General features: G+C 71.3%; 9 protein-coding genes. 5 read left to right on the top strand and 4 right to left on the bottom strand.

Annotated elements, in window-relative coordinates; genetic code table 11:
* Positions 1 to 5: 5 nt before the first annotated feature.
* Both FHW79_RS30590 and FHW79_RS30585 read right to left on the bottom strand, forming a co-directional pair.
* On the bottom strand, positions 6 to 2,816 hold the full coding sequence (locus FHW79_RS30590) for a glycosyltransferase (RefSeq protein ID WP_183182410.1): 2,811 nt from the start codon (positions 2,814 to 2,816) through the stop codon (positions 6 to 8).
* The gene (locus tag FHW79_RS30585) at positions 2,813 to 4,024 is read right to left on the bottom strand and encodes a glycosyltransferase family 4 protein (RefSeq protein WP_348984321.1); all 1,212 of its coding nucleotides are present in this window, start codon (positions 4,022 to 4,024) and stop codon (positions 2,813 to 2,815) included. The genes FHW79_RS30590 and FHW79_RS30585 overlap by 4 nt, the downstream gene beginning before the upstream one ends.
* A gap of 126 nt (positions 4,025 to 4,150) precedes the next feature.
* On the opposite strand from FHW79_RS30585, the gene FHW79_RS30580 reads away from it, so the two are divergent.
* Entirely contained in the window at positions 4,151 to 7,936 is a 3,786-nt protein-coding gene (locus FHW79_RS30580) for a tetratricopeptide repeat protein (RefSeq protein WP_183182408.1), read from the top strand.
* Here the strand turns inward: FHW79_RS30580 and FHW79_RS30575 are convergent.
* The gene (locus tag FHW79_RS30575) at positions 7,917 to 9,851 is read right to left on the bottom strand and encodes a tetratricopeptide repeat protein (protein WP_183182407.1); all 1,935 of its coding nucleotides are present in this window, start codon (positions 9,849 to 9,851) and stop codon (positions 7,917 to 7,919) included. The genes FHW79_RS30580 and FHW79_RS30575 overlap by 20 nt on opposite strands.
* A gap of 136 nt (positions 9,852 to 9,987) precedes the next feature.
* Between FHW79_RS30575 and FHW79_RS30570 the strand changes: the two genes are divergently transcribed.
* Genes FHW79_RS30570 through FHW79_RS30560 form a run of 3 tightly spaced genes read left to right on the top strand, consistent with a single transcriptional unit; the run spans position 9,988 to position 15,223 of the window.
* On the top strand, positions 9,988 to 11,499 hold the full coding sequence (locus FHW79_RS30570; RefSeq protein WP_183182406.1) for a tetratricopeptide repeat protein: 1,512 nt from the start codon (positions 9,988 to 9,990) through the stop codon (positions 11,497 to 11,499).
* Entirely contained in the window at positions 11,496 to 13,316 is a 1,821-nt protein-coding gene (locus FHW79_RS30565) for a tetratricopeptide repeat protein (protein ID WP_183182405.1), read from the top strand. The genes FHW79_RS30570 and FHW79_RS30565 overlap by 4 nt, the downstream gene beginning before the upstream one ends.
* A complete protein-coding gene (locus FHW79_RS30560; protein WP_183182404.1) occupies positions 13,316 to 15,223 on the top strand; it encodes a glycosyltransferase family 41 protein in 1,908 nt (635 codons plus the stop codon). Before FHW79_RS30565 ends, FHW79_RS30560 begins: the two co-directional genes overlap by 1 nt.
* A gap of 12 nt (positions 15,224 to 15,235) precedes the next feature.
* Here the strand turns inward: FHW79_RS30560 and FHW79_RS30555 are convergent, their stop codons facing one another.
* Positions 15,236 to 16,564: a tetratricopeptide repeat protein gene (locus FHW79_RS30555; protein WP_183182403.1), complete on the bottom strand. Its 1,329-nt coding sequence runs from the start codon at positions 16,562 to 16,564 to the stop codon at positions 15,236 to 15,238.
* Positions 16,565 to 17,067: 503 nt separating this feature from the next.
* Between FHW79_RS30555 and FHW79_RS30550 the strand changes: the two genes are divergently transcribed.
* A partial coding sequence (locus FHW79_RS30550) for a SwmB domain-containing protein (RefSeq protein ID WP_247884694.1) occupies positions 17,068 to 19,196 on the top strand: 2,129 nt, incomplete at its 3' end.

The raw sequence follows: 19,196 nt of genomic DNA, 5'->3' as shown, positions 1-19,196 counted from the left end.
GTTGATCAGATCAGCACCGGGGCTGCCCAGGGATCGTAGGGGACCAGGGCCCGGCGGGCCGAATCCGGCCGAAGGAATTCACTGGCGTTGCGGTTCAGCATGGTGGCGACGAAGGAGAAGGAGCTGTTGGAAATGGCGACCCGGCCGGCGTGGCAGAGGACGTGGAAGTCGGTGAAGAACTCCGCGCCCGCGATCGGCTCGGCCAGATCGCCGGCGGTGACGGGGCGGTAGGCGGCGAACTCCTGCAACTGGGAGGGATCGTCGGTCGCGATGAACAGGACAGGCCGGTCGAGCGTCGGCCAGACCGTTTCCAGCCAGTGCCGATACCAGGACGACGGGGCGATCCAGAACCGCCCCCAGCCGAAATCCCCGCGCCGGAGGTGCAGCGCCACGACGGTCCGCCCGGCATCGCGCAAACGGCCTAGCACCGCGTCCGCGTGGGGCCGGAGGTGGCGGCCCGGCGTGAACAGCGCGCGGAATTCCTCCTTGAACGGCGCCAGGGGTGTGGTGTCGCCGCAGAAGTAGCCGGACACGTCGCGGTCCGCCAGAATCGTGGCACGCTCGCCGCGTAGGGAGGCGGTCACGGCGGCCTCCCCCGCCGCCTCCGCCACGCGCGGCAGCGCCGGACCGGGCAGAGGATCGTCGTGGTCGTACAGGTGGCGGCCGAGCCAGGGGGGAACCTCCAGGGTGAGGCCGTGCCGGGCGGCGTAGAGGCGCAGGGCGCCGTACTGGAGAAGCTGGTTGCCGAACCGACCGTTGCGCCCGAGGGACGTCGCGGCGAGGCGGCGCTGGGGGCCGCCCGCCGGGGCGGGTGCCGGAGGCGGCCCCCAGCGGCGCGCCAGCAGGGACAGCGCGCGGCGGGTGAAGGCCTCGCCAAACCCGGGGTTGCAGCGGATCGCCCGCTCCCAGGCCGCCAGCGCCCCGTCGGGGCGACCCAGCGCCTCCAGGGCTCCGGCCAGCGCCACATGGCCACCGTACAGCTCCGGGCCGAGCCGCAGCGCCCGCCGGGCATGCTCCGCCGCGCCCGCCGCGTCGCCGAGGGCCAGGGCGGCGTCCGCACAGTCCGCGTTGAGGTCGGGCCGCAGCGGGTCCAGCCGAAGCGCACGCTCCAGCTCCCGCGCGCCCTGCCTGTCCTGCCCGAGCCGCCGGTTCGCACGGCCCAGCAAGCATTGGGCGTTGGTGAGGCCCGGCTGGAGGGCCAGGGCGCGGCGCAGCCGGGGGGCGGCCTGGGCATGGGCGTCGGCGTCGACCAGCATGGAGCCGAGATTGCACCACGCGGCCGCCGCGCCGGGATGAAGGCACGTCACCGCCCGGAAGGCCGTCAACGCAAGCCGGTCGCGCCGAAGCCGGTGCGCGAGCAAGCCCAACTCGAACCAGGCCTCGGTGCGGCCGGGGTCCTCGGCGGCGGCGCGGGTCAGCGCGGCGACGGCGCGGTCGAACTGCCCGGCCTGGATGGCCTCCTTCGCCGCCGCGAGGAGGTCGATGGCACGCGGGGCGTCCCGCTTTTCCGAAGGGACCGTTGCCGGGACCGGGAGCGGACCCTCGGGTTCGGCCCTCAGGAACGGCGGTCCGGTCCAGCCGCCGTCGCGCAGAAGCGAGTCTCTCCTGGCTTTGAGCGCGTGGAGACGGCGCTGAGTCAGGATCTCGATCGCGACGAAGCGGGGGGCGGACGAGACCTGCTCCGTCGGCTTGGCGCCGCTGGTCATCGTCTGGCGCTGCCGCGCCAGGGCGTTGTCCGCCCGCATCGTGTAATGGACCGTCTTCTCCGCGATCCGGACTCCGCCGAACAGGCTGTGGAGCGCCCGGCCGTAGGCCACGTCGTCGGCCACGGCCGGGTGGAACGGCGCTTCCTCCGGGAAGCCGCCGATCAGCTCGTGGCAGGCGCGCCGGACGCAGAGGTTGCAGGGGTAGCTCAGCTCCGACGCCTCGCGCCACGCGGGGGTGATCTCATCGTCGATGCTGTCGAACTGCATCCCCGTGCGGACGAAGCCGGCATCGGGGGTGTGGTCCAGCGCCGTCGCCGTCAGCACGAAATGCCGCTCGAAGAAGTAATCGTCGGCGTCGAGGAACCAGAGGTAACGGCCAAGCCCCGCGGCAGCGCCGATGTTGCGCGACCGCCCCGCCCCCTGGTTGCGGTTGTTCGCGATCAGCGCGACGCTCTGGTCCGGATGCTCGCGCGCCCAGCGCAGGACCCGCGACGCCGTCCCGTCGGGGGAGGCGTCGTCCACCACGCAGACATGGACCTGCGCCCGCGGGTCCCGCACCGTCTCGCGGTAGACGCGGGCCGCCGCCGCGACGCTGTCCAGCGCCCGCTCGATGGTGTCCTCCATCCGGTGCGCGGGGATCACCACGGTGCCGAGAACGTCGGTGTCGGCCTTGTGGCGCGCGATCCCCCGCAGGGCCACTCCCAGCCCGCAATCCTCGGAGCCCGCGGCCGCGTGAAGCCGCTCGGCCTCCGCGTCGCGTCCCTGGACCAGCCGCACGACGCCCAGCGCGCGGGCGAAGTCGCCCTGCGGCGGGACGAGGCGCGCCAAGGGCTCCAGCACCGCCGCCGCTTCGTCGGCCGCCCCGTCCTGCACGCGCCGCAAGGCTTGGCCGGCAGCCATGCTCAGGGGCGCCCCGATCTGTCGGCCGAGCGCCTCAAGGTCGCCGTGCAGGCGGGCGGCCCGGACGAACAGGGCGACCGCCCGCAGGCCGTCGCCCGCCTTGCGGGCCGCGTGCGCGGCGTGCTGCCACGTCACCGCGTCCGCCGGATCGTCCGCGAGCGCCCGCCGGTGGGACGGGGTGCCGCCGGGGCCCGTCGCGTCCTGCGTCATCGCTGGGCCACCGCCGCCACGAAGGTTTCGGCGAAGGCGCGCCACGTCCGCTCGCCGCACAGGAAGGCCCGCGCCGTGTCGGCGCGGGCGCGGGCGGCGGCGCGGTCGGTGTAGAGGGTTTCGAGGTGGGCGACGGCCTCCTCGACGGAGGACTCCCCCCAGCCACGGCGCCGGCCATCGGGATCGGTGACGGGGGCCTGCCGGAGCAGCGGCAGGCAATTGCCGTCGCGGATCAGGTCGAGGTGGCCGGTGTTGGCCGACAGGATGACCGGCACGCCGCAGGCCATCGCCTCCATGGCGACGAGGTTGGTGGCGCCTTCGCAGCGGTTGGGAAAGAGGGCGGCATGGCATTCCGCCAGGATGGCGGGGAGCTGGCCGCGCCCGAGAAAGCCCATGTCGACGAAGCCCTCCGGCGGCAGGCCGCAGTCCATCGCCCATTCCACGATGCGCAGCTTGCCGTTGTCTCCCACGGCGGGGGCGGAGGGCACCAGCGGGGACTCCGCGATGTCGGCGGACGTGTGCGGCCAGGGGTTGTGCCACGCGGTGACCAGCAGCGCGTCGGGATGGCGCTCGTGGAACCGGCGGAAGGCGGCCAGCACGATGTCCTGCCCCTTGCGGAACTCGATCTTCCCGCCCGCGAAGACGACGAAGCGGTCGCCGAAGCGCCCGGCCGCTGGCACCGGTGCCAGCTCGTCCGGGTCCACGCCTTGAAAGGCGCAGCCGACGTCGGTGACCCCCTGTTCGGCCAGCAGGGCGCGGTTGTACTCGGAATGGACCACGATCCGGTCGTAGCTGCGGGCGCGGCGCAGCGTGTCCTCGTCGAGCAAGGTGTCCTCGAAGGCGATGACCCCGACGTTTCGGCTGCCGCGGAACCGGGCGGAGAGCGATCCCGCGACGAAGCCGTTGCCGAGCGCGTGCAGGACGGTGCAGTCGTTGAGGCCGAGCATCCGGTCGCCCGACCGGGCGGCGATGGCGGTGATCTGCTGGTGGCCGTCGACCAGGCTTTGCAGCTTTTCCCGGTTGCCCGGCCGCATTGTGGAGAGAAGCGGCTTTTCCAGCAGGAGGGGCGGCCGCCCCCGGTCGACCAGATGCAGCGCCGTGTGGACGCCGACCAGACCCCAGCCGTGAATCTCCGAGAGCTGCCACGTCAGCGCAAGGTTCTGCTCCACGCACGGCATCCCGACGTCCACCGCTGCCAACTCCGTCACGCGCCGCACATCCCTTGATATCCCTGGCCTTCATGACCGGGACCTTGGATGGTAGGATAGCAGAACGCGGACGCCGATCCACAGCATGAGCCGCTGTTCAGCGCGAGCCATCCAGCCCGAGCTAGCATGACCGTCAAGATCGCCTTTCTCGACCCGGCGGGTGGGGACTACACGCCGGACACGCCGCGCCTGCGCCCGCTCGGCGGTTCGCAGTCGGCGCTGTGCTACCTCGCGGAGGCGCTGGCCGCCGCCGGGCTGGAGGTCACGCTGGTCAACGGCACCCGGACGCCCGGCCCGGTGCGCGGGGTGCGCTGCCTGCCCGCCGGCGCGGTGTCCTGGGAGGGCATGCGCGCCTTCGACGTCGTGGTGCTGCTCAACGGCTGCCCGACGGAGGCGCTGATCCGGCTGCGCGCAGCCCTCGACGGCGGGCAGAAGCTGATCCTGTGGATGCAGCACGCCATTGACCAGCCCGCCGCGCAATGCGTCGCGGAGCCGGAGGCGCGCGCCTGCTGGGACGGCTACGCCTTCGTCAGCCGCTGGCAGATGGACGGCTATCGCGCGGCGTTCGGCCTCGACCGCCGGCTCTGCCGCATCCTGCGCAACGGCATCGCCCCGTCTTTCTCCGGCCTGTTCCCGCCGGGGGCCGACATCCGGGCGGCGAAGCCCTGGCCGCCGGTTCTGGCCTACACCAGCACGCCCTTCCGCGGCCTCGACGTGCTGCTCGACAGCGTTCCACGCCTGCGGGCGGCGATCCCCGGAACCACCGTCCGGGTTTACTCCAGCCTGGACGGCTATCAGGTCCCAGCCGACCGGGACCCCTACGGCGCCCTCTACCAGCGCTGCCGCGAGACCGAGGGGGTGGACTATGTGGGAGCGGTCTCCCAAGATGCCCTGGCCGAGGCGTTGCGCGGCGCGACCGGCCTCGCCTACCCCAACCGCTTCGCCGAGACTTCCTGCATCGCCGTCATGGAGGCGCTGGCCGCCGGCTGCCTCGTCGTGTCCAGCGCGCTGGGGGCGCTGCCGGAGACCACGGCGGGCTTCGCCCGGCTGATCCCGGTTCCCGAGGACCCGGCGGAGCATGCCGTCCGATTCGCCGAGACCGCCCAGACGGCCCTGCTCCAGTGGCGCGACGATGGCCCGACCACCGGCCGCCGGCTTCGCGAACAGGTCGACCACGTCACCACCGGGATGGGATGGGCCGGACGGGCCGGGGACTGGCTGGCGTGGTTCGACGAGCTGAGAGGCAAGCGGAAGGACGCCGCCGCAGCGGACACGGCGGGGGCGGCGGTCACCGCCAGTCTCGCCGATGCGCAGCGGCGCCTGCTCGACGCGCTGGGCGCCCACCTGAACGCCCGCCCCCCGGCCGAGGAGGAGCCCGCCTGGCGGGCGGAGGCGCGGGCGCTGATCGCGCTCGTCGAGCAGTCCCTGCGGCTCGACCACAACACGGAGGAGAACCGCTCGGCCGTCTGGACGACGCTGCGCGGGTTCGACGCCTGGTTCGCCTACGTCACCACGCTGACCGACACGCCGCCGCCCGCGGCCCCGCCACCCGGCGGGCGGCGGATCTACGACTGCTTCCAGTTCTACAACGAGCTGGATCTCCTGGAGGTGCGGCTGGCCGAGCTGGACGCGGTGGTCGACCGCTTCGTCCTGGTCGAGGCGACCTTCACCCACGCCGGCGATCCCAAGCCCCTCCACTACGCGGAGAACCGCGCGCGCTTCGCGGCCTACGCCGACAAGATCATCCATGTCGTCGTCGACGACGATCCCGGCGGATTCGCGTGGCAGCGCGAGGCCCACCAGCGCAACGCGATCACCCGCGGCCTCGACGGCTGCGACCCGACGGACATGATCGTCGTCTCGGACGCCGACGAGATCCTCCGCCCCTGGGTGATGGAGCGGCTGCGCCGGGAGCCGGACGACGGCCGCTCGCTGTTCGCGCCGCACCTCGACATCTTCCTCTATTTCCTCGACCTCAAGTCGCCCGAACCCTGGGTGTCGGTGGCCGCCGCCCCCTGGGAGCTGATCCGCCGGATCGGCGCCAACCGCGCCCGCTACCTGACCAAGCTGGGGCATGGGCGGGTCGTCCCGGACGCCGGCTGGCACTTCACCTGGATGGGCGGGGTGGAGCGCTTCCGCGCCAAGCTGCACGCCTTCGCGCATCGCGAGATGATCGCGGCCTTCGATCAGGACCCGGCGGCGAACCGGGAACGGCTGAACCGCTTCTACGCCACCGGTCGCTTCGACGGCGGCGCCGTTCCCGGCATGTGGACGACCCTCGCGCCCGTCCCCATAGACGCCGGCTTTCCCTGCCTGATCCGCGAGCGGATCGACCATTTCCGCGCGCTCGGCTGGATCTCGCCGGACGCCGGCCCGCCGGTCCCGAAGGAACCGATTGCGGCCTCCGGGCCGGAGCACCGCCGCGCCCTGGTCCTCGACCCCGCCTCCATCGACGCCTTCCACGCCCTGGCGATGGAGCGGCTCGGCCGCAACGCGCCGGAGGAGGCGGTCGGGCCGCTGCGCCGCTGCGTCGTCCTCGATCCCTTCGGGACCTTCCACCGCTTCCATCTCGCCCACACGCTGCTGATGCGCCAACGCTACGGCGAGGCGGAGGGCGTGCTGCGGGAGCTGGTCCGCCTCGCCCCCGACGACCATCGCGCCCACGCCAACCTGGGCACCGCGCTCAAGAACCTGAACCGCCACGACGCGGCCGCCGCCGCCGGGCGCCGGGCGCTGGCGCTGGCCCCCGCCGAGCCTGGCGTGCTCAGCAACCTGGGGCTCGCCCTCTCCCTGCAAAGCGGCGGGGACGAGCAAGCGGCGCGTGTCCTGCGCCGGGCGGCGGCCATCGACCCGGACTTCACGTCGGCCCGGCTGAATCTCGGTCTGGTGCTCGGCAAGCTGCGGCGCGTCGATGAGGCGGAGGCCCAGTGCCGCCGCGTCCTCGACCGCGATCCCGACCACGCCGAGGCGCATACCCTGCTCGGCACCTGCCTGCTGCTCCGCGGCGAGCTGGAGGCCGGGTTCCGGGAGTACGAGTGGCGCACCCGTCTGGCCGACCGCCAGGTCACGCCGCGCGGCCTGCCGACCCCGGTCTGGCAGGGCGGCGACCCGGAGGGGCTGACGATCCTGCTGCACGACGAGCAGGGGCTCGGCGACGGCATCCAGTTCGTCCGCTACGCGCCGTTGCTGCGCCGCCGGGGCGCCCGCGTGATCGTCGAATGCAACGATCGTCTCGTCCGCCTGTTCGCCACGCTCCCCGGCGTGGACGGGGTCGTCGGCCGGTCCGACGCGACGCCGCCGCACGACGCCCACGCCGCGCTGCTCAGCCTGCCGCACCGCTTCGGCACCACGCTGGCGACCGTTCCGGCCGAGGTCCCCTACCTGCACGCCGAACCGGCGCTGGCGGCGGCCTGGGCGATGCGCCTGGGTCCGCGGGAGAGGCTGCGGGTCGGGCTGGTCTGGGCGGGCAACCCCAAGTTCAAGGACGACCGCCGGCGCTCGCCGGGGCTGGGCGCCCTGCGGCCGCTGCTCGACGTTCCGGGCGTCACGGTCTTCGGCCTTCAGAAGGGGGCGGGACGGCGGGATCTGGAGACCTGCGGGCCGCTGCCGCCGTCCTTCACCGACCTCGGCGCGGAGATCGCCGACTTCGCCGACACCGCGGCGATCATGACGAACCTCGACCTCGTCATCAGCTCCTGCACCGCGCCGGCCCATCTGGCCGGGGCGCTCGGACGCCCGGTCTGGACGCTGCTGCCGGACAATGCCGACTGGCGCTGGCTGGAACGCGGCGACACCTCCCCCTGGTACCCGACGATGCGCCTGTTCCGGCAGACGACGCCGGGCGGCTGGACGTCCGTCGTCGCCGATGTGCGGGCGGCATTGGCGCAGGCTGCTACAGGGGCGGCACCGTGAAGGACGCGGGCGGCAGGCCGGCGGCGTGGCGGCCCCACATCGTCCGGTAGGCGCTTTCCAGGTGGTGGGTGAAGCGGGGGGTGTCGAACAGCGGGGCTGTCGCCCGCGCGGTGGTGAGTCGGCGACGGTAGCCGTCGAGAGTCGCCGGATCGCCGGCCAGCCGGACGGCCAGCGCCTCGTAGCCGTCGAAGCTGGTGGTGACCGTCTCGGGCAGGCCGGCGGCGTTCAGCAGGCCGGCGGCGACGCGCGACGCGAAGGTGTCGCCGATCCGCGTCACCACCGGCAGGCCCATCCACAGGGCGTCCGAAACGGTGGTGTGGCCGGTGTAGGGAAAGCTGTCGAGGAACAGGTCGGCCAGACGGTAGCGGGCGAGGTGTTCGGCCTGCGGCTTGTGCGGCGCAAAGACCAGGCGGTCGGGATCGACCCCGCGCCGCGCCGCCTCGCGCCGCAGATTGTCCGCGCCGGCCCGGCCTGGGTGCTGCAGCCACAGCACGCTTCCCGGCACCCGCCCCAGCACGCGCATCCACAGCGCGAACAGCGACGGGGTGATCTTGAACGGCGCGTTGAACGCGCAGAAGACGAAACCGTCCGGCGGCAGGCCGCAGGCGGCGCGGTCCGGCACGGGACCGTCCAGCGGCCGGCGCCGGTCGTTGACCTGATAGGAGTCCGGCATGATGACCAGCCGCTCCCGATAGTGCGGCTGATGCTCCGGCGGCGTGACGAAGCGATCACCGATCACGTAGTCGAAGGCATCGCCGCCCATCGTCCCGGGATAGCCGAGATAGGCGACCTGGACCGGTGCCAGCCGGCGCGCCAGGAGGTCGAAGCGGGCATGCCGCGTGTAGCCCTTCAAGTCCACCAGGATGTGGACGCCCTCGGCCGCGAGCGACGCCTGCACCGCATCCGCATCGCAGCCGCGGACGTCGTGGAAGGCGTCGAAGGCGGCCTCCAGCCGGCGGCGCATTGGACTGCCATCGTCGGGACCGTAGGAGCAGGCGACGACGCGGAAGCTCTCGCGGTCGTGCCGTTCGAACAGCTCGGCCGCCAGATAGGCGGTGGCGTGCTCGTGGAAATCGGCGGAGAGGTAGGCGACGGTGAGCCGGCCACCATCACCTGAGGGGGCGTTAAGGGAGGGCGTCGCTGGAACGGTGGCGGCCTGCGGAGGCGCCGCCGGTTGCACCACCGCGCGGTGGAAGTGGCGGGCGGCGCGGTCCTGCTGCGCCGCGCTGCTGTCGATCAGCAGGGTGAGCAGCGGCAGGGCGATTCCCCGGCCGCTGTCGATGACCGCCAGAACCTGCCGGCACAAAGCGTCGTACGCGCTCCAGTCGCAATGCGAGAGGGCGGCGTGGAGCTGGTCGCCGAGGGATTCGGTGCGGCTGGGGTCGAGCCGGTACGCTCGTCCGTAGGCCGTGGCGGCAGCCGCCAGCTCGCCCCCATCACGCAGGCCGTGGCCGGACTCGCGCCACGCCTCGGCGTCGTCCGGCGCCAGCGCGACCGCCCGGCGAAGAACGGCGCGGGTCGCCGCGGTTCGGCCCAGCTCGCGCAGCATCGCGCCCAGAACGATGACCGGCCCGGCGTCGGCCTGTCCGGAGGCCAGCCGGAGCGCCCGCGCCTGAAGCGCCGCCGCCTCGGCAAGGCGGCCCCGGCGCCGCAGCAGAAGCGCCAGATTGAGGCAGGCGTCGGCGAGGTCGGGCTTCAGGGCGATGGTAACGGCGAGGCATCGCCGCGACTCCTCGACCCGGCCCAGCGCGAAGGCGGCGACGCCCAGAAGGAAGGAGGCGCCGTGGTGGTCGGGCTGGACGGCCAGGATCGCACGGCACACCGCGCCGCACTCGGCGAGCCGTCCGCTCTGATGCAGCGTCAAGGCGTAGCCCAGCGCTTCGGCGGGGGACGCGAAATGCCGGGCCGTGCTCATGGCTCCCCCTCGGTGCCGCCGCCCCCTGGACCGTCGTGGAGGCGTGCGGAACGTGAATTCGTCGGGAAAAGGGTTACCATCGGGCGCGGCATTTCCAAACCCATTTGCCGGGTCGACCATTGTATGGAGAGGGCGGGTGATCGAGCGGGCGTTCGAAGGGTCCGGCGAGGCGTTCGGCCGGTGCTTCGGCTCCGGCCTGCGTCATGTCGAGGCCGAATCGCTGGAGGCGGCGGCGCGTTCCTTCCAGACGGCGGTCGCGATCCGCCCGGAGCATCCGGTGGCCTGGTACGTCCTGGGGCTGGTCCGGCGCGGCCTGGGGCGCCGGGACGGCGCGGCGGCGGCGCTGCGGGCCGCCCTCCGCCTCCGGCCGGACGACGCCGACACGCTGTTCCAGTGGGCGTCTCTGCTGATCGAGCGCCATCGGCCCGGCGAGGCGGTGGCGCCGCTCCGCCGTCTCATGGCGCTGCGGCCCGGTTACCCGGACGCGGCGTTCCACCTCGGCAACGCGTTAATGGCCGCCGACGAGCCCGAACGGGCCGAAACCGCCTACCGCTTGGCCGCGCTGCTGGAACCGGGGTCGGCGGCGGCCAACAACAACCTCGGCGCGGCGCTCCTGTCGCAAGGCCGGCCGGAGGAGGCGACCGTAAGCTACCGGCGGGCCGTCCGGCTGGAGCCGGGCTCCGCCGAGCATCACAAGAATCTCGGCGTCAGCCTGCTCACCACCGGAAACTTCGTGGAGGGCACGGCCGAATACGAATGGCGCAGCCGGCAGGCCGTCTGGCGGTGGAACCGCGACTGTCCCGGCACGCCGCCGTGGGACGGCGGTCCGCTGGACGGCAAGACCATCCTGGTCCATTTCGAGCAAGGGCTCGGCGACACCGTGCAGTTCATCCGCTACATGGCCGTGCTCAAGGCGATGGGGGCCCGCACCGTCTTCGAGTGCCAGCCTGCGCTCAAGCGCCTCCTCGCCGGCGTTCCGGGCATCGACAGGCTGGTGGCGCGCGGCGAGCCGCTCCCCGAAGCCGACTGCCTGCTGCCCCTGATGAGCTTGCCCCATCGCTGCCGGACGACGGTGGCGACGATTCCCGGCGGCGTTCCTTACCTGCGGGCCGATCCGGAGCGGGCGGCGTTCTGGCGCCGGCGGATCGCCGAGGCGGGGCGGCTGGGCGACGTCCGGGTGGGCATCCAGTGGCGCGCCGCGGGGGCCGAGCGCTCGATTCCGCTGGAAGGCTTCGCGCGCTTGTCGCACCTTTCCGGGGTGCGGCTGTACAGCCTGCAGAAGGCGGAGGCCCCCGGTGAATGGGAGCGGCCCGATGACCGGCTGGGGATCGTTTCGCTGCCGGACAGGGATGGGAAAGGCGAGGAGGAGGGGTTTGTCGACACCGCCGCAATCATCGAGGCCATGGACCTGATCGTGGCCTGCGATTCCGTGGTCGGCCACATCGCCGGGGCCATGGGGCGTCCGGTGCTCCTGGCCCTGCCGTGGCTGGGGGACTGGCGCTGGATGCGCCATCCCGACCGTACGCCCTGGTACCCGCAGACCCGCCTGTTCCGCATGACGCGCCGCAACGATTGGGACGGGGTGATGACCCGGATTGCCGACGAGGTTGCCGCCGCGGTCGCCCGCCGCGCCGCGGGGGTGTCATGACGGACGCCATGACGGGCGGAATCGAAGTGGCGTCCCGGCACTACGGCGCCGGGCGGCTGACCGAGGCCATCGACGCCTGCCGGGCCGTGCTGGCGGTCGAGCCGGGGCGTTTCGATGCGCTCAACCTGCTCGGCGCCGCGCTGTTCTCGACCGGCCAGGACGGCCCGGCGCGGGAGGCGCTGCGCGAGGCCGTCCGCGCCGATCCGGGCAACGCCGCCGCGCTGACCAATTTCAGCATCGTCCTGCAACACCGTCAGGAGTGGCCGGCCGCCGCATGCGCCTTGCGCGCGCTGGCGGCGGTGCAGCCGGAGACCGCGCCCCTCTACAGCCGGTTGGGCACGGTGTTTCAGGAAATGGGCGATCTGGATGGGGCCGTCCGGTTCCTGGTGCGCGCCGCCCGGCTCGATCCCCGCCCGAGCGTGCAATGGTACAATCTCGGCCTGATCGGGATTCTCGCCGGCGACTTCGTGGCTGCGGTGCACAGCCTGCACCGGGCGATCGCGATCACGCCCGAGGGGGGCCTCGCTTATGTCCAGCTCGGCGAGACGTTGCTGCGGCTCGGCCGGGTGGACGAAGCCGCCGGAGTTTTCGGCCGCACGCTCCGGCTCGACCCGACCGTCTCCGACGCGGTCAACGGCTTAGCGCGCTGCGCCCGGTACCGGGCCGCCGCGCACGCCGCCGCGCATGCCGTCGGGTCGGAGCCGGGAGCGCGCAAGGGATTGGCCGTCCGCGGCGCCCTGACAAGCGCCACGGGCTACGGCTATTTCTGCCAGCGCTTCGTCCGGACGCTGCGCAAGCGGGCCGTGCCCCTCCAGGCGATCGGAATCGCCGGTCCCGAATCCTGGCGGGAAGAAAATCTCGACCCGCCGGTCCCCGCCAGGGCCCTGGTGAACTTCCTCATCCCCCTGGCGGTCGAGCGGGTGCCCGGTCTGGCCACGGTGACCTTCTCGATGTTCGAGGGGACCCGCATACCGCCGGCTTGGCGGCGCCAGTGCGAGAACAGCGACCTCGTCATCGTGCCCACGGAATCGTCCCGCATGGCCTGGGCGGCGCAGGGCTATCCGGAGGATCGCCTGCGGGTCTGCCCCCTGGGCGTCGATCCGGAGGCTTCCGACGGCGTCGCCTCCGCACCGACCATGGTCGATCCGCGCGGCCGTCTGGTCTCCAGCTACCGGCACCGCTTTATCAACGTCTCGGACTTCATTCCCCGCAAGAACATCGACGGGCTGCTGCGGGTCTGGCTGCGCAGCACGGCGCGCACCGACGACGCGGTGCTCATCCTCAAGCTGGGCAAAGGCAGCAACCCGGCTTTCAATGCGGAACTCGGCAATCTGGTGCGGCGGACGGAGGATGCCGTCGGGAAACGGATGGCCGACGCGGCGCCGGTGGTGCTGATCAACCAGCTCCTGTCGGACGCCGACATGACGGGGCTGCTGCGGTCGGCGACCCATTACTGGAGCATGTCGCACGGCGAGGGCTGGGACCTTCCCCTGTCCAAGGCCGGCGCCCTGGGGTTGAGCCTGATCGCACCGCGCCACTCGTCCTATGTGGATTATCTCGACGACCGGGTGGCCCGGCTGATCCCGGCGGCTGTCCGCCCCGCGCGCCTGCCCTACAGCGAACAGGCCTACCCGCCATTCCACGGGCTCGACTGGTGGGACCCGGACGAGGGCGCCGCGGCCGACATCCTGACCGCCATCATCCGCGGCGGCGACACCGGCCCCCCGTCGGCCCGCGATCATCTGGTGCAAGGCTTCTCCTGGACCCGCGCGGCGGACCGGCTGCTCGCCATCCTCGACGACGCGGGGCTGCGCTGATGGGGGACCCGGCCGACACGGCGGCGGTGCGGAGCTTCGCCGCGGCCTTGGAGCATCATCGTGCGGGCCGGCCCGCCGCCGCCGAAGCCGGCTACCGGGCGATCCTGCGCGACGATCCCGGACACGCCCACGCCAACAACAATCTGGCCATCCTGCTGCGCGGCATGGGGCGGCGGGAGGAAGCCGTCGCCTGCTACCGCCAGGCGGTCGCGGCGCTGCCAGACGACGCGCCGATCCGCAGCAACCTCTCCTGCGCGCTGGCCGACCTCGACCGACCGGCGGAGGCCCTGGCGGCGGTGCGCGTGGCGCTGTCCTTGTCCCCGGACCACGCCGACGCCTGGTTCAACGCCGGCAACCTTCTGAAGGCTCAGCGGCAGCCCGACCCTGCGCTCGCCGCCTACCGCCGGGCGCTGCGGCTGAAGCCCGGCATGGGCGGGGCCCACAGCAACATGGGCGACGTGTACCGCGACCTTGGGGATTCGAGCCGTGCCGTGGATTGCTACCGGGCGGCGATCCAGGCGCAGCCCGACCTGCCGGAGCCCGTCGTCAACCTTGGCGAGACGCTGAAGGAACAAGGGCGGATCACCGAGGCCATCGCGGTCTTCCAAAACGGGACGGAGCGCCATCCCGATCTGGCACTGCTGCACTCCAACCTGCTGTTCGCCCTGCATTACACGCCCTGGGTGCCGCCCGAGATCATCGCCCGCGCCCACGCGCACTGGAACGAACGGCACGCCCGGCCGCTGCTGCCGTGGAATCGGCGATTCTCAAATGACCGGACCCCCGGCCGGCGGCTGCGGGTGGGCTATGTCTCGCCCGACTTCCGCGCCCACGCCTGCGCCCATTTCATCGAGCCCCTGCTGCGCGAGCACGACCGCGGCGCGGTCGAGGTGTTCTGCTACGCCACCTCCGACCATCAGGACGCGATCACCGAACGCATGAGAAACCTGGCCGACGGATGGCGGTCGCTGGTCGCGCTCGACGACGCGGCCGCCGCCGCGCTGGTCGAGCGCGACCGCATCGACATCCTGGTCGATCTGGCCGGCCACACGGCGCACAGCCGGCCGCTGCTGTTCGCCCGCAAGCCGGCTCCGGTCCAGGTCGCCTGGCTGGGCTATCCCGACACCACCGGCATGACGGCGATCGACCACCGCCTGACCGACGCGGTCGCCGACCCGCCGGGCCTCACCGACGCCTGGCACGCCGAGCGGCTGATCCGTCTCCCCAAGGGGTTTCTCGCCTTCCAGCCGTTGCGCTTCGTCACGGCGCGCGACGAACCGCCGGCGCTGGCCAACGGCTTCGTGACCTTCGGATCCTTCAACAACGCCGCCAAGGTGACGCCGGAGGTGGTGCGGGTGTGGTCGGCCATCCTGGTCCGCGTGCCGTCCGCCCGCCTGATCCTCAAGAGCCGAGCCTTCGCCGACGCGCCGACGCGGGCGCGCTATCTCCAACAGTTCATCGGCAACGGCGTGGACTCCGGCCGTGTCGATCTGCTTCCCCCGATGGATGTGATCGATCACCATCTGCGGGTCTATGACCGGATCGACATCGGCCTCGACCCTTTCCCCTACAACGGCACCACCACCACCTGCGAAGCGCTGTGGATGGGCGTGCCGGTGATCACGCTCGCCGGCCGTCACCACGTCGCGCGGGTGGGCGCCAGCCTGCTGACGCACTGCGGGCTGGCCGAGTTCATCGCGACCGACGAGGCCGGATACGTCGAAGCAGCCGTCGCCCTGGCCGGGGACGTGGGGCGCCTGGCCGCGTTGCGCCGCGGCATGACGGAACGGATGGAGCGCTCGGCCCTCAACGACCATCGCGGCTTCGCGGCGGCGGTCGAGGCGGCCTACCGCGCCATGTGGCGGTCCTGGCTCGGGCGCGGAAAGGAAGCCGCGGCGGCGCGCTGAGCGCAGGGCGTTTCAGCGGCTGGCGACGCGGCGACCAGTGACGCTGCGGACCTCGTCGCGCAGGGCGTCCGCCGCCCGGCCGAACACCGGTTCCCAATCCTGGTCGGGACCTTGGCGGAACAGCCGCATCGTCGGATACCACGGCGTGCGGTCACCGGAAAAGCCGTAGATCCAATAAGGGACGTACTGCACGAGGTTCCAGACCGGCGTGCCGAGGGACCCGGCAAGGTGCGCCACGGAACTGTCGGTCATGATGACGAGGTCGAGCTGTTCCAGCATCGCCGCCGTGTCGGCGAAGTCGTCCAACTCGGGGCCGAGCGGCGTCACCAGATGGCCGGCAACGCCGCTGTCCGCGAGTTCGGCCTCGGGCGGTCCCTTCTGAAGGCTGTAGAGCCGCACACCCGGCACCTCGGCAAAGCGCAGGAACCGGGCGAGGCTGGTGGCGCGCCGGCCGTTGTCGGCGAAGGTCACCCGCCCCGACCAGACGATCCCGACGCGCAGCGTGCCCGGCTCCCGCGCGCCGAGGCGATGGGCGGCCTTCTCGCGGGACGAGTCCGGAACGGTCAGGGTCACCGGTGGCGGGATCGAGGCCGGCGTGGTGCCGAACAGGCCCGGCAGGCTCATCTGCGACGCCTCGACGTCGAAGGCCGGCGGCGGGCTCCCCGGTTGCAGGACAGAGTCGACGCCCACCCCCGACAGCACCCGGCGCAGCTCCGGATGGCATTCGTACAGCACCCGGCCGCCCCGCTCCCTGACCAGCGGCATGTAGCGCGCCGCCAGGATGGCATCGCCAAATCCCTGTTCGGTGAACAGGAAAAGACTGCGCCCGTCGAGCGAGCCGCCATTCCAGGCGCGCTCCGACGGTGGGCGGCCATGGTAGGAGGCGAGCCCGCGCCGTGCCTCGTAATCCGTGAAGCCGTGGACGTAGTCGCCGATCTGAAGCCGCGCGAGAGCCCGCTCCCATCGCAACTCAGGAGTGGCGGTTCCGCCCGCCGCCGCCCGCTCGATCATCGCGAGCGTGTCCTTGAAGCGTCCCGCCTTGCGCAGGGCCACGGCGCTGTTGAAGAGAAAGGCCGGGGCGAGCGGTTCGAGCCGCAGCGCCTCCGCATGCGCGGCCAAGGCCTCATCGAACCGGCCGGCCTCCACCAGGGCGTTTCCCAGATTGCTCCAGATGCTGGGGTTCTCCGGCGCAAATTCCAAGCCCCGCCGATGGCAGGCGATGGCACCGTCCAGCTTTCCCACACGACGCAGAAGATGGCCGAGCATGCTCCAGGCGCCGCCATCACGCGGATTGGCCGCGAGAACGGCTTCCAGCCTGGTCATTGCCTGTGCGTGGTCCATCCTTGTCCCCTCGGCTCACCGTGGCCGAACCGCAGGACCACGCTGCGACCATAGGCTCGTTTGATTGCGCGGCTGTCAACCACCCGCCCCTGGGAAGCGTGACGTGATCGCACGTCCACGCGGAGCGAAGCGACCACTTGGCAATTTATACAACCTTTTGTCCATCTCAGCTTATCTTGCCATGCCCTCCCCATGAAGTAATCCGTCACAATTCGTGACGACTAGCAACCGATGCGCGATGAGGTGAGAGATTTTGAAACGACCAGCCACCACCCCCACAACTCTATTTCGCAAATCCGACTTGGCATAACCCATGACTCGCTTCGATTTCTTGTCGCAGTGCGCATCTGCCCATGCGGTTCGAGTGATGAGCAAGTAAGCGTAGATGATTTCTTAACCTCAATTACCCGATATTGCGCGGTAATGGCCGATCGTACGAGAGCCATGACGCTCCGGCCGCCGTGGCGGCAGAGCCTAAAAAACACCGATGCAAGAGGGTTGAGATGGCTGCTGGTGGAACACTGACGCTCACGCCTGGCGCTGACTACGTCTTCTCCTCGACGGAAGCTTGGTCGGGGATCGTTGGCAACGGCAGCACCCAGGGCGTCAGGCTCAACACCCAGGGTCAGACCCTGACCGTGTCCAACCTCGATCGCCTCATCGGCGGCACATCGAGCCAGAGGAAGGATGTCGTGACGCTGGCCGGCACGGGCGGCAACACGATCACGGTCCAAGCTCTCGAGACGATCATCGGCGGTTCCGGCAACGACCGGGTCCTGCTGACCTCCACCGGTGCCACCATGGTGGTGGAATCGCTTGAGACGATCCTCGGCGTGAACACCGGCACCGCCCTCATCACGCTCGCTGGCACCACCGGCAACACCATGTCGGTGGGCTATCTGAAATCGATAATCGGCAGCGCCGGCAAGGACGTCATCAACATCAACGCCGCAGGCTCCGTCGGCAGCACCATGGCGGTGGCCCTGATGGAGACAATGATCGGGACTGATGGCTTGGACCTCATCGCCACCATAGGCGGCACCGGCGGCAACACGATGTTCCTGGAAGGCATCGAGGTCGTCCTAGGGAACAGCAACACTTCCGTTAATGATGTTGTCCATCTGGCCAGCGGCGGCAACACGATCGGCGTCGCCTTCCTTGAGACCCTCATGGGCGGCAGCGGCAACGATGTCGTGACGATGTCCTTCAAGACCGGCTCGGCCAATCTCCAGAGCACTGCCGGCACACTTGCCGTGTCGTCGATCGAAACGATCGTTGGCGGAACCGGCGGCCGAAACACCGCGATTCTCCTCGACGTCGGCAACACCATCACCGTGGCAAGTCTCAACACCCTGATCGGTGGCGGCGGCAAGGATGTCGTCAACGTCACGCTCCGGGACGGGACGGCGGTCGTCGGCGACGGGGGCATCCCCTGGAGCACCACCGGCAGCACGATGCTGGTGTCGCTGATCGAGACGATAATCGGCAGCGCCGGCGACGATCTGGTCGTCGCGCTCAACAGCGACGGCATGACCCTATCGGTTTCGTCGATCGAATCCGTCGTCGGCAGGGCCGGCAACGACGTCGTCGTCCTCGGCACCGGCGGAAACACCATCCAGGTGGAGGCGCTGGAATCCCTGATCGGCAGCGCCGGCAACGACGTGGTGACGGTGCGCACCCCCCAGGGCGCCACCATGACGGTGTCGGCCGTCGAAACCATCGTCGGCAACGCAGGAACCGACGTCGTCTATCTCGGCGCCGGCGGCAACACGGTCCAGGTCGAGGGGCTGGAAATCGTGATCGGCGGTACCGGCAACGATGTGGTGACCATCACCGACACCGCCGGCACCGTCTTCGTGTCCGGTGTCGAGACCATCTACACCCCCTACCAGACGCTGACGCTCAGCGGTACGGACACCTACGTCTCCTTGCCGCCGGTCGTTGCCGACACGACGCCGCCGTCGATCACGGCGGTGTCGATCCCGGACGCCGTGATGAAGATCGGCGACGTGGTGACTGTGACGATCACCGTGGCGTCGGACAGCGACACCTACACGCTGGGCGCCGGCAGCACCGTCGGCGGATTCGCGCTCGGCAACCTGAGCAAGGTCGACGCGACCACCTACACCGCCACCTTCACCGTGACCAGCGGCGGCACCGACGTCGCGGCGGGCGCGGACGTGCCGGTCAACATCGTGCTGACCGACAGCGCCAGCAACTCCAACACCCCCTACACCACGGCGATCGGCCAAAGCGCCGACCGCATCGACGCGAACCGGCCGACCATCGCCTCGGCGGAGGTGAACGGCATGACACTGACGGTCACCTTCGCCGAAGCCATGTCCGCGACCAGCGCCGCCGGCCTGACCGTCACGGTCGCCGGCCAGAACCGCACCGCGACCTACGCCAGCGGCTCGGGCACCACCACGCTGACCTTCACGCTGGCCTCGGCGGTCACCCAGGGCCAGACGGTGACGCTCGACTACAACCCGGGCACCGGCACCCTGACCGACACCGCGAGCAACGCCCCGGGTCTCGTCACCAACCAGTCGGTGACGAACAGCACGGCCGACACGACGCCGCCGTCGATCACCAACGTCACGATCCCCAACCAGCCGGCCAAGGTCGGCGA

Origin of the sequence: Azospirillum sp. OGB3 (assembly GCF_014192915.1) — a bacterium.
Lineage (GTDB): Bacteria > Pseudomonadota > Alphaproteobacteria > Azospirillales > Azospirillaceae > Azospirillum.
This window is presented reverse-complemented; position numbering and strand designations above follow the sequence as displayed.

Excerpts from the sequence above, each read along its gene's own strand:
- FHW79_RS30590 (WP_183182410.1), bottom strand. The coding sequence starts at position 2,816 with ATGACGCAGGACGCGACGGGCCCCGGCGGCACCCCGTCCCACCGGCGG.
- FHW79_RS30580 (WP_183182408.1), top strand. The coding sequence starts at position 4,151 with ATGACCGTCAAGATCGCCTTTCTCGACCCGGCGGGTGGGGACTACACG.
- FHW79_RS30575 (WP_183182407.1), bottom strand. The coding sequence starts at position 9,851 with ATGAGCACGGCCCGGCATTTCGCGTCCCCCGCCGAAGCGCTGGGCTAC.
- FHW79_RS30565 (WP_183182405.1), top strand. The coding sequence starts at position 11,496 with ATGACGGACGCCATGACGGGCGGAATCGAAGTGGCGTCCCGGCACTAC.
- FHW79_RS30560 (WP_183182404.1), top strand. The coding sequence starts at position 13,316 with ATGGGGGACCCGGCCGACACGGCGGCGGTGCGGAGCTTCGCCGCGGCC.
- FHW79_RS30555 (WP_183182403.1), bottom strand. The coding sequence starts at position 16,564 with ATGGACCACGCACAGGCAATGACCAGGCTGGAAGCCGTTCTCGCGGCC.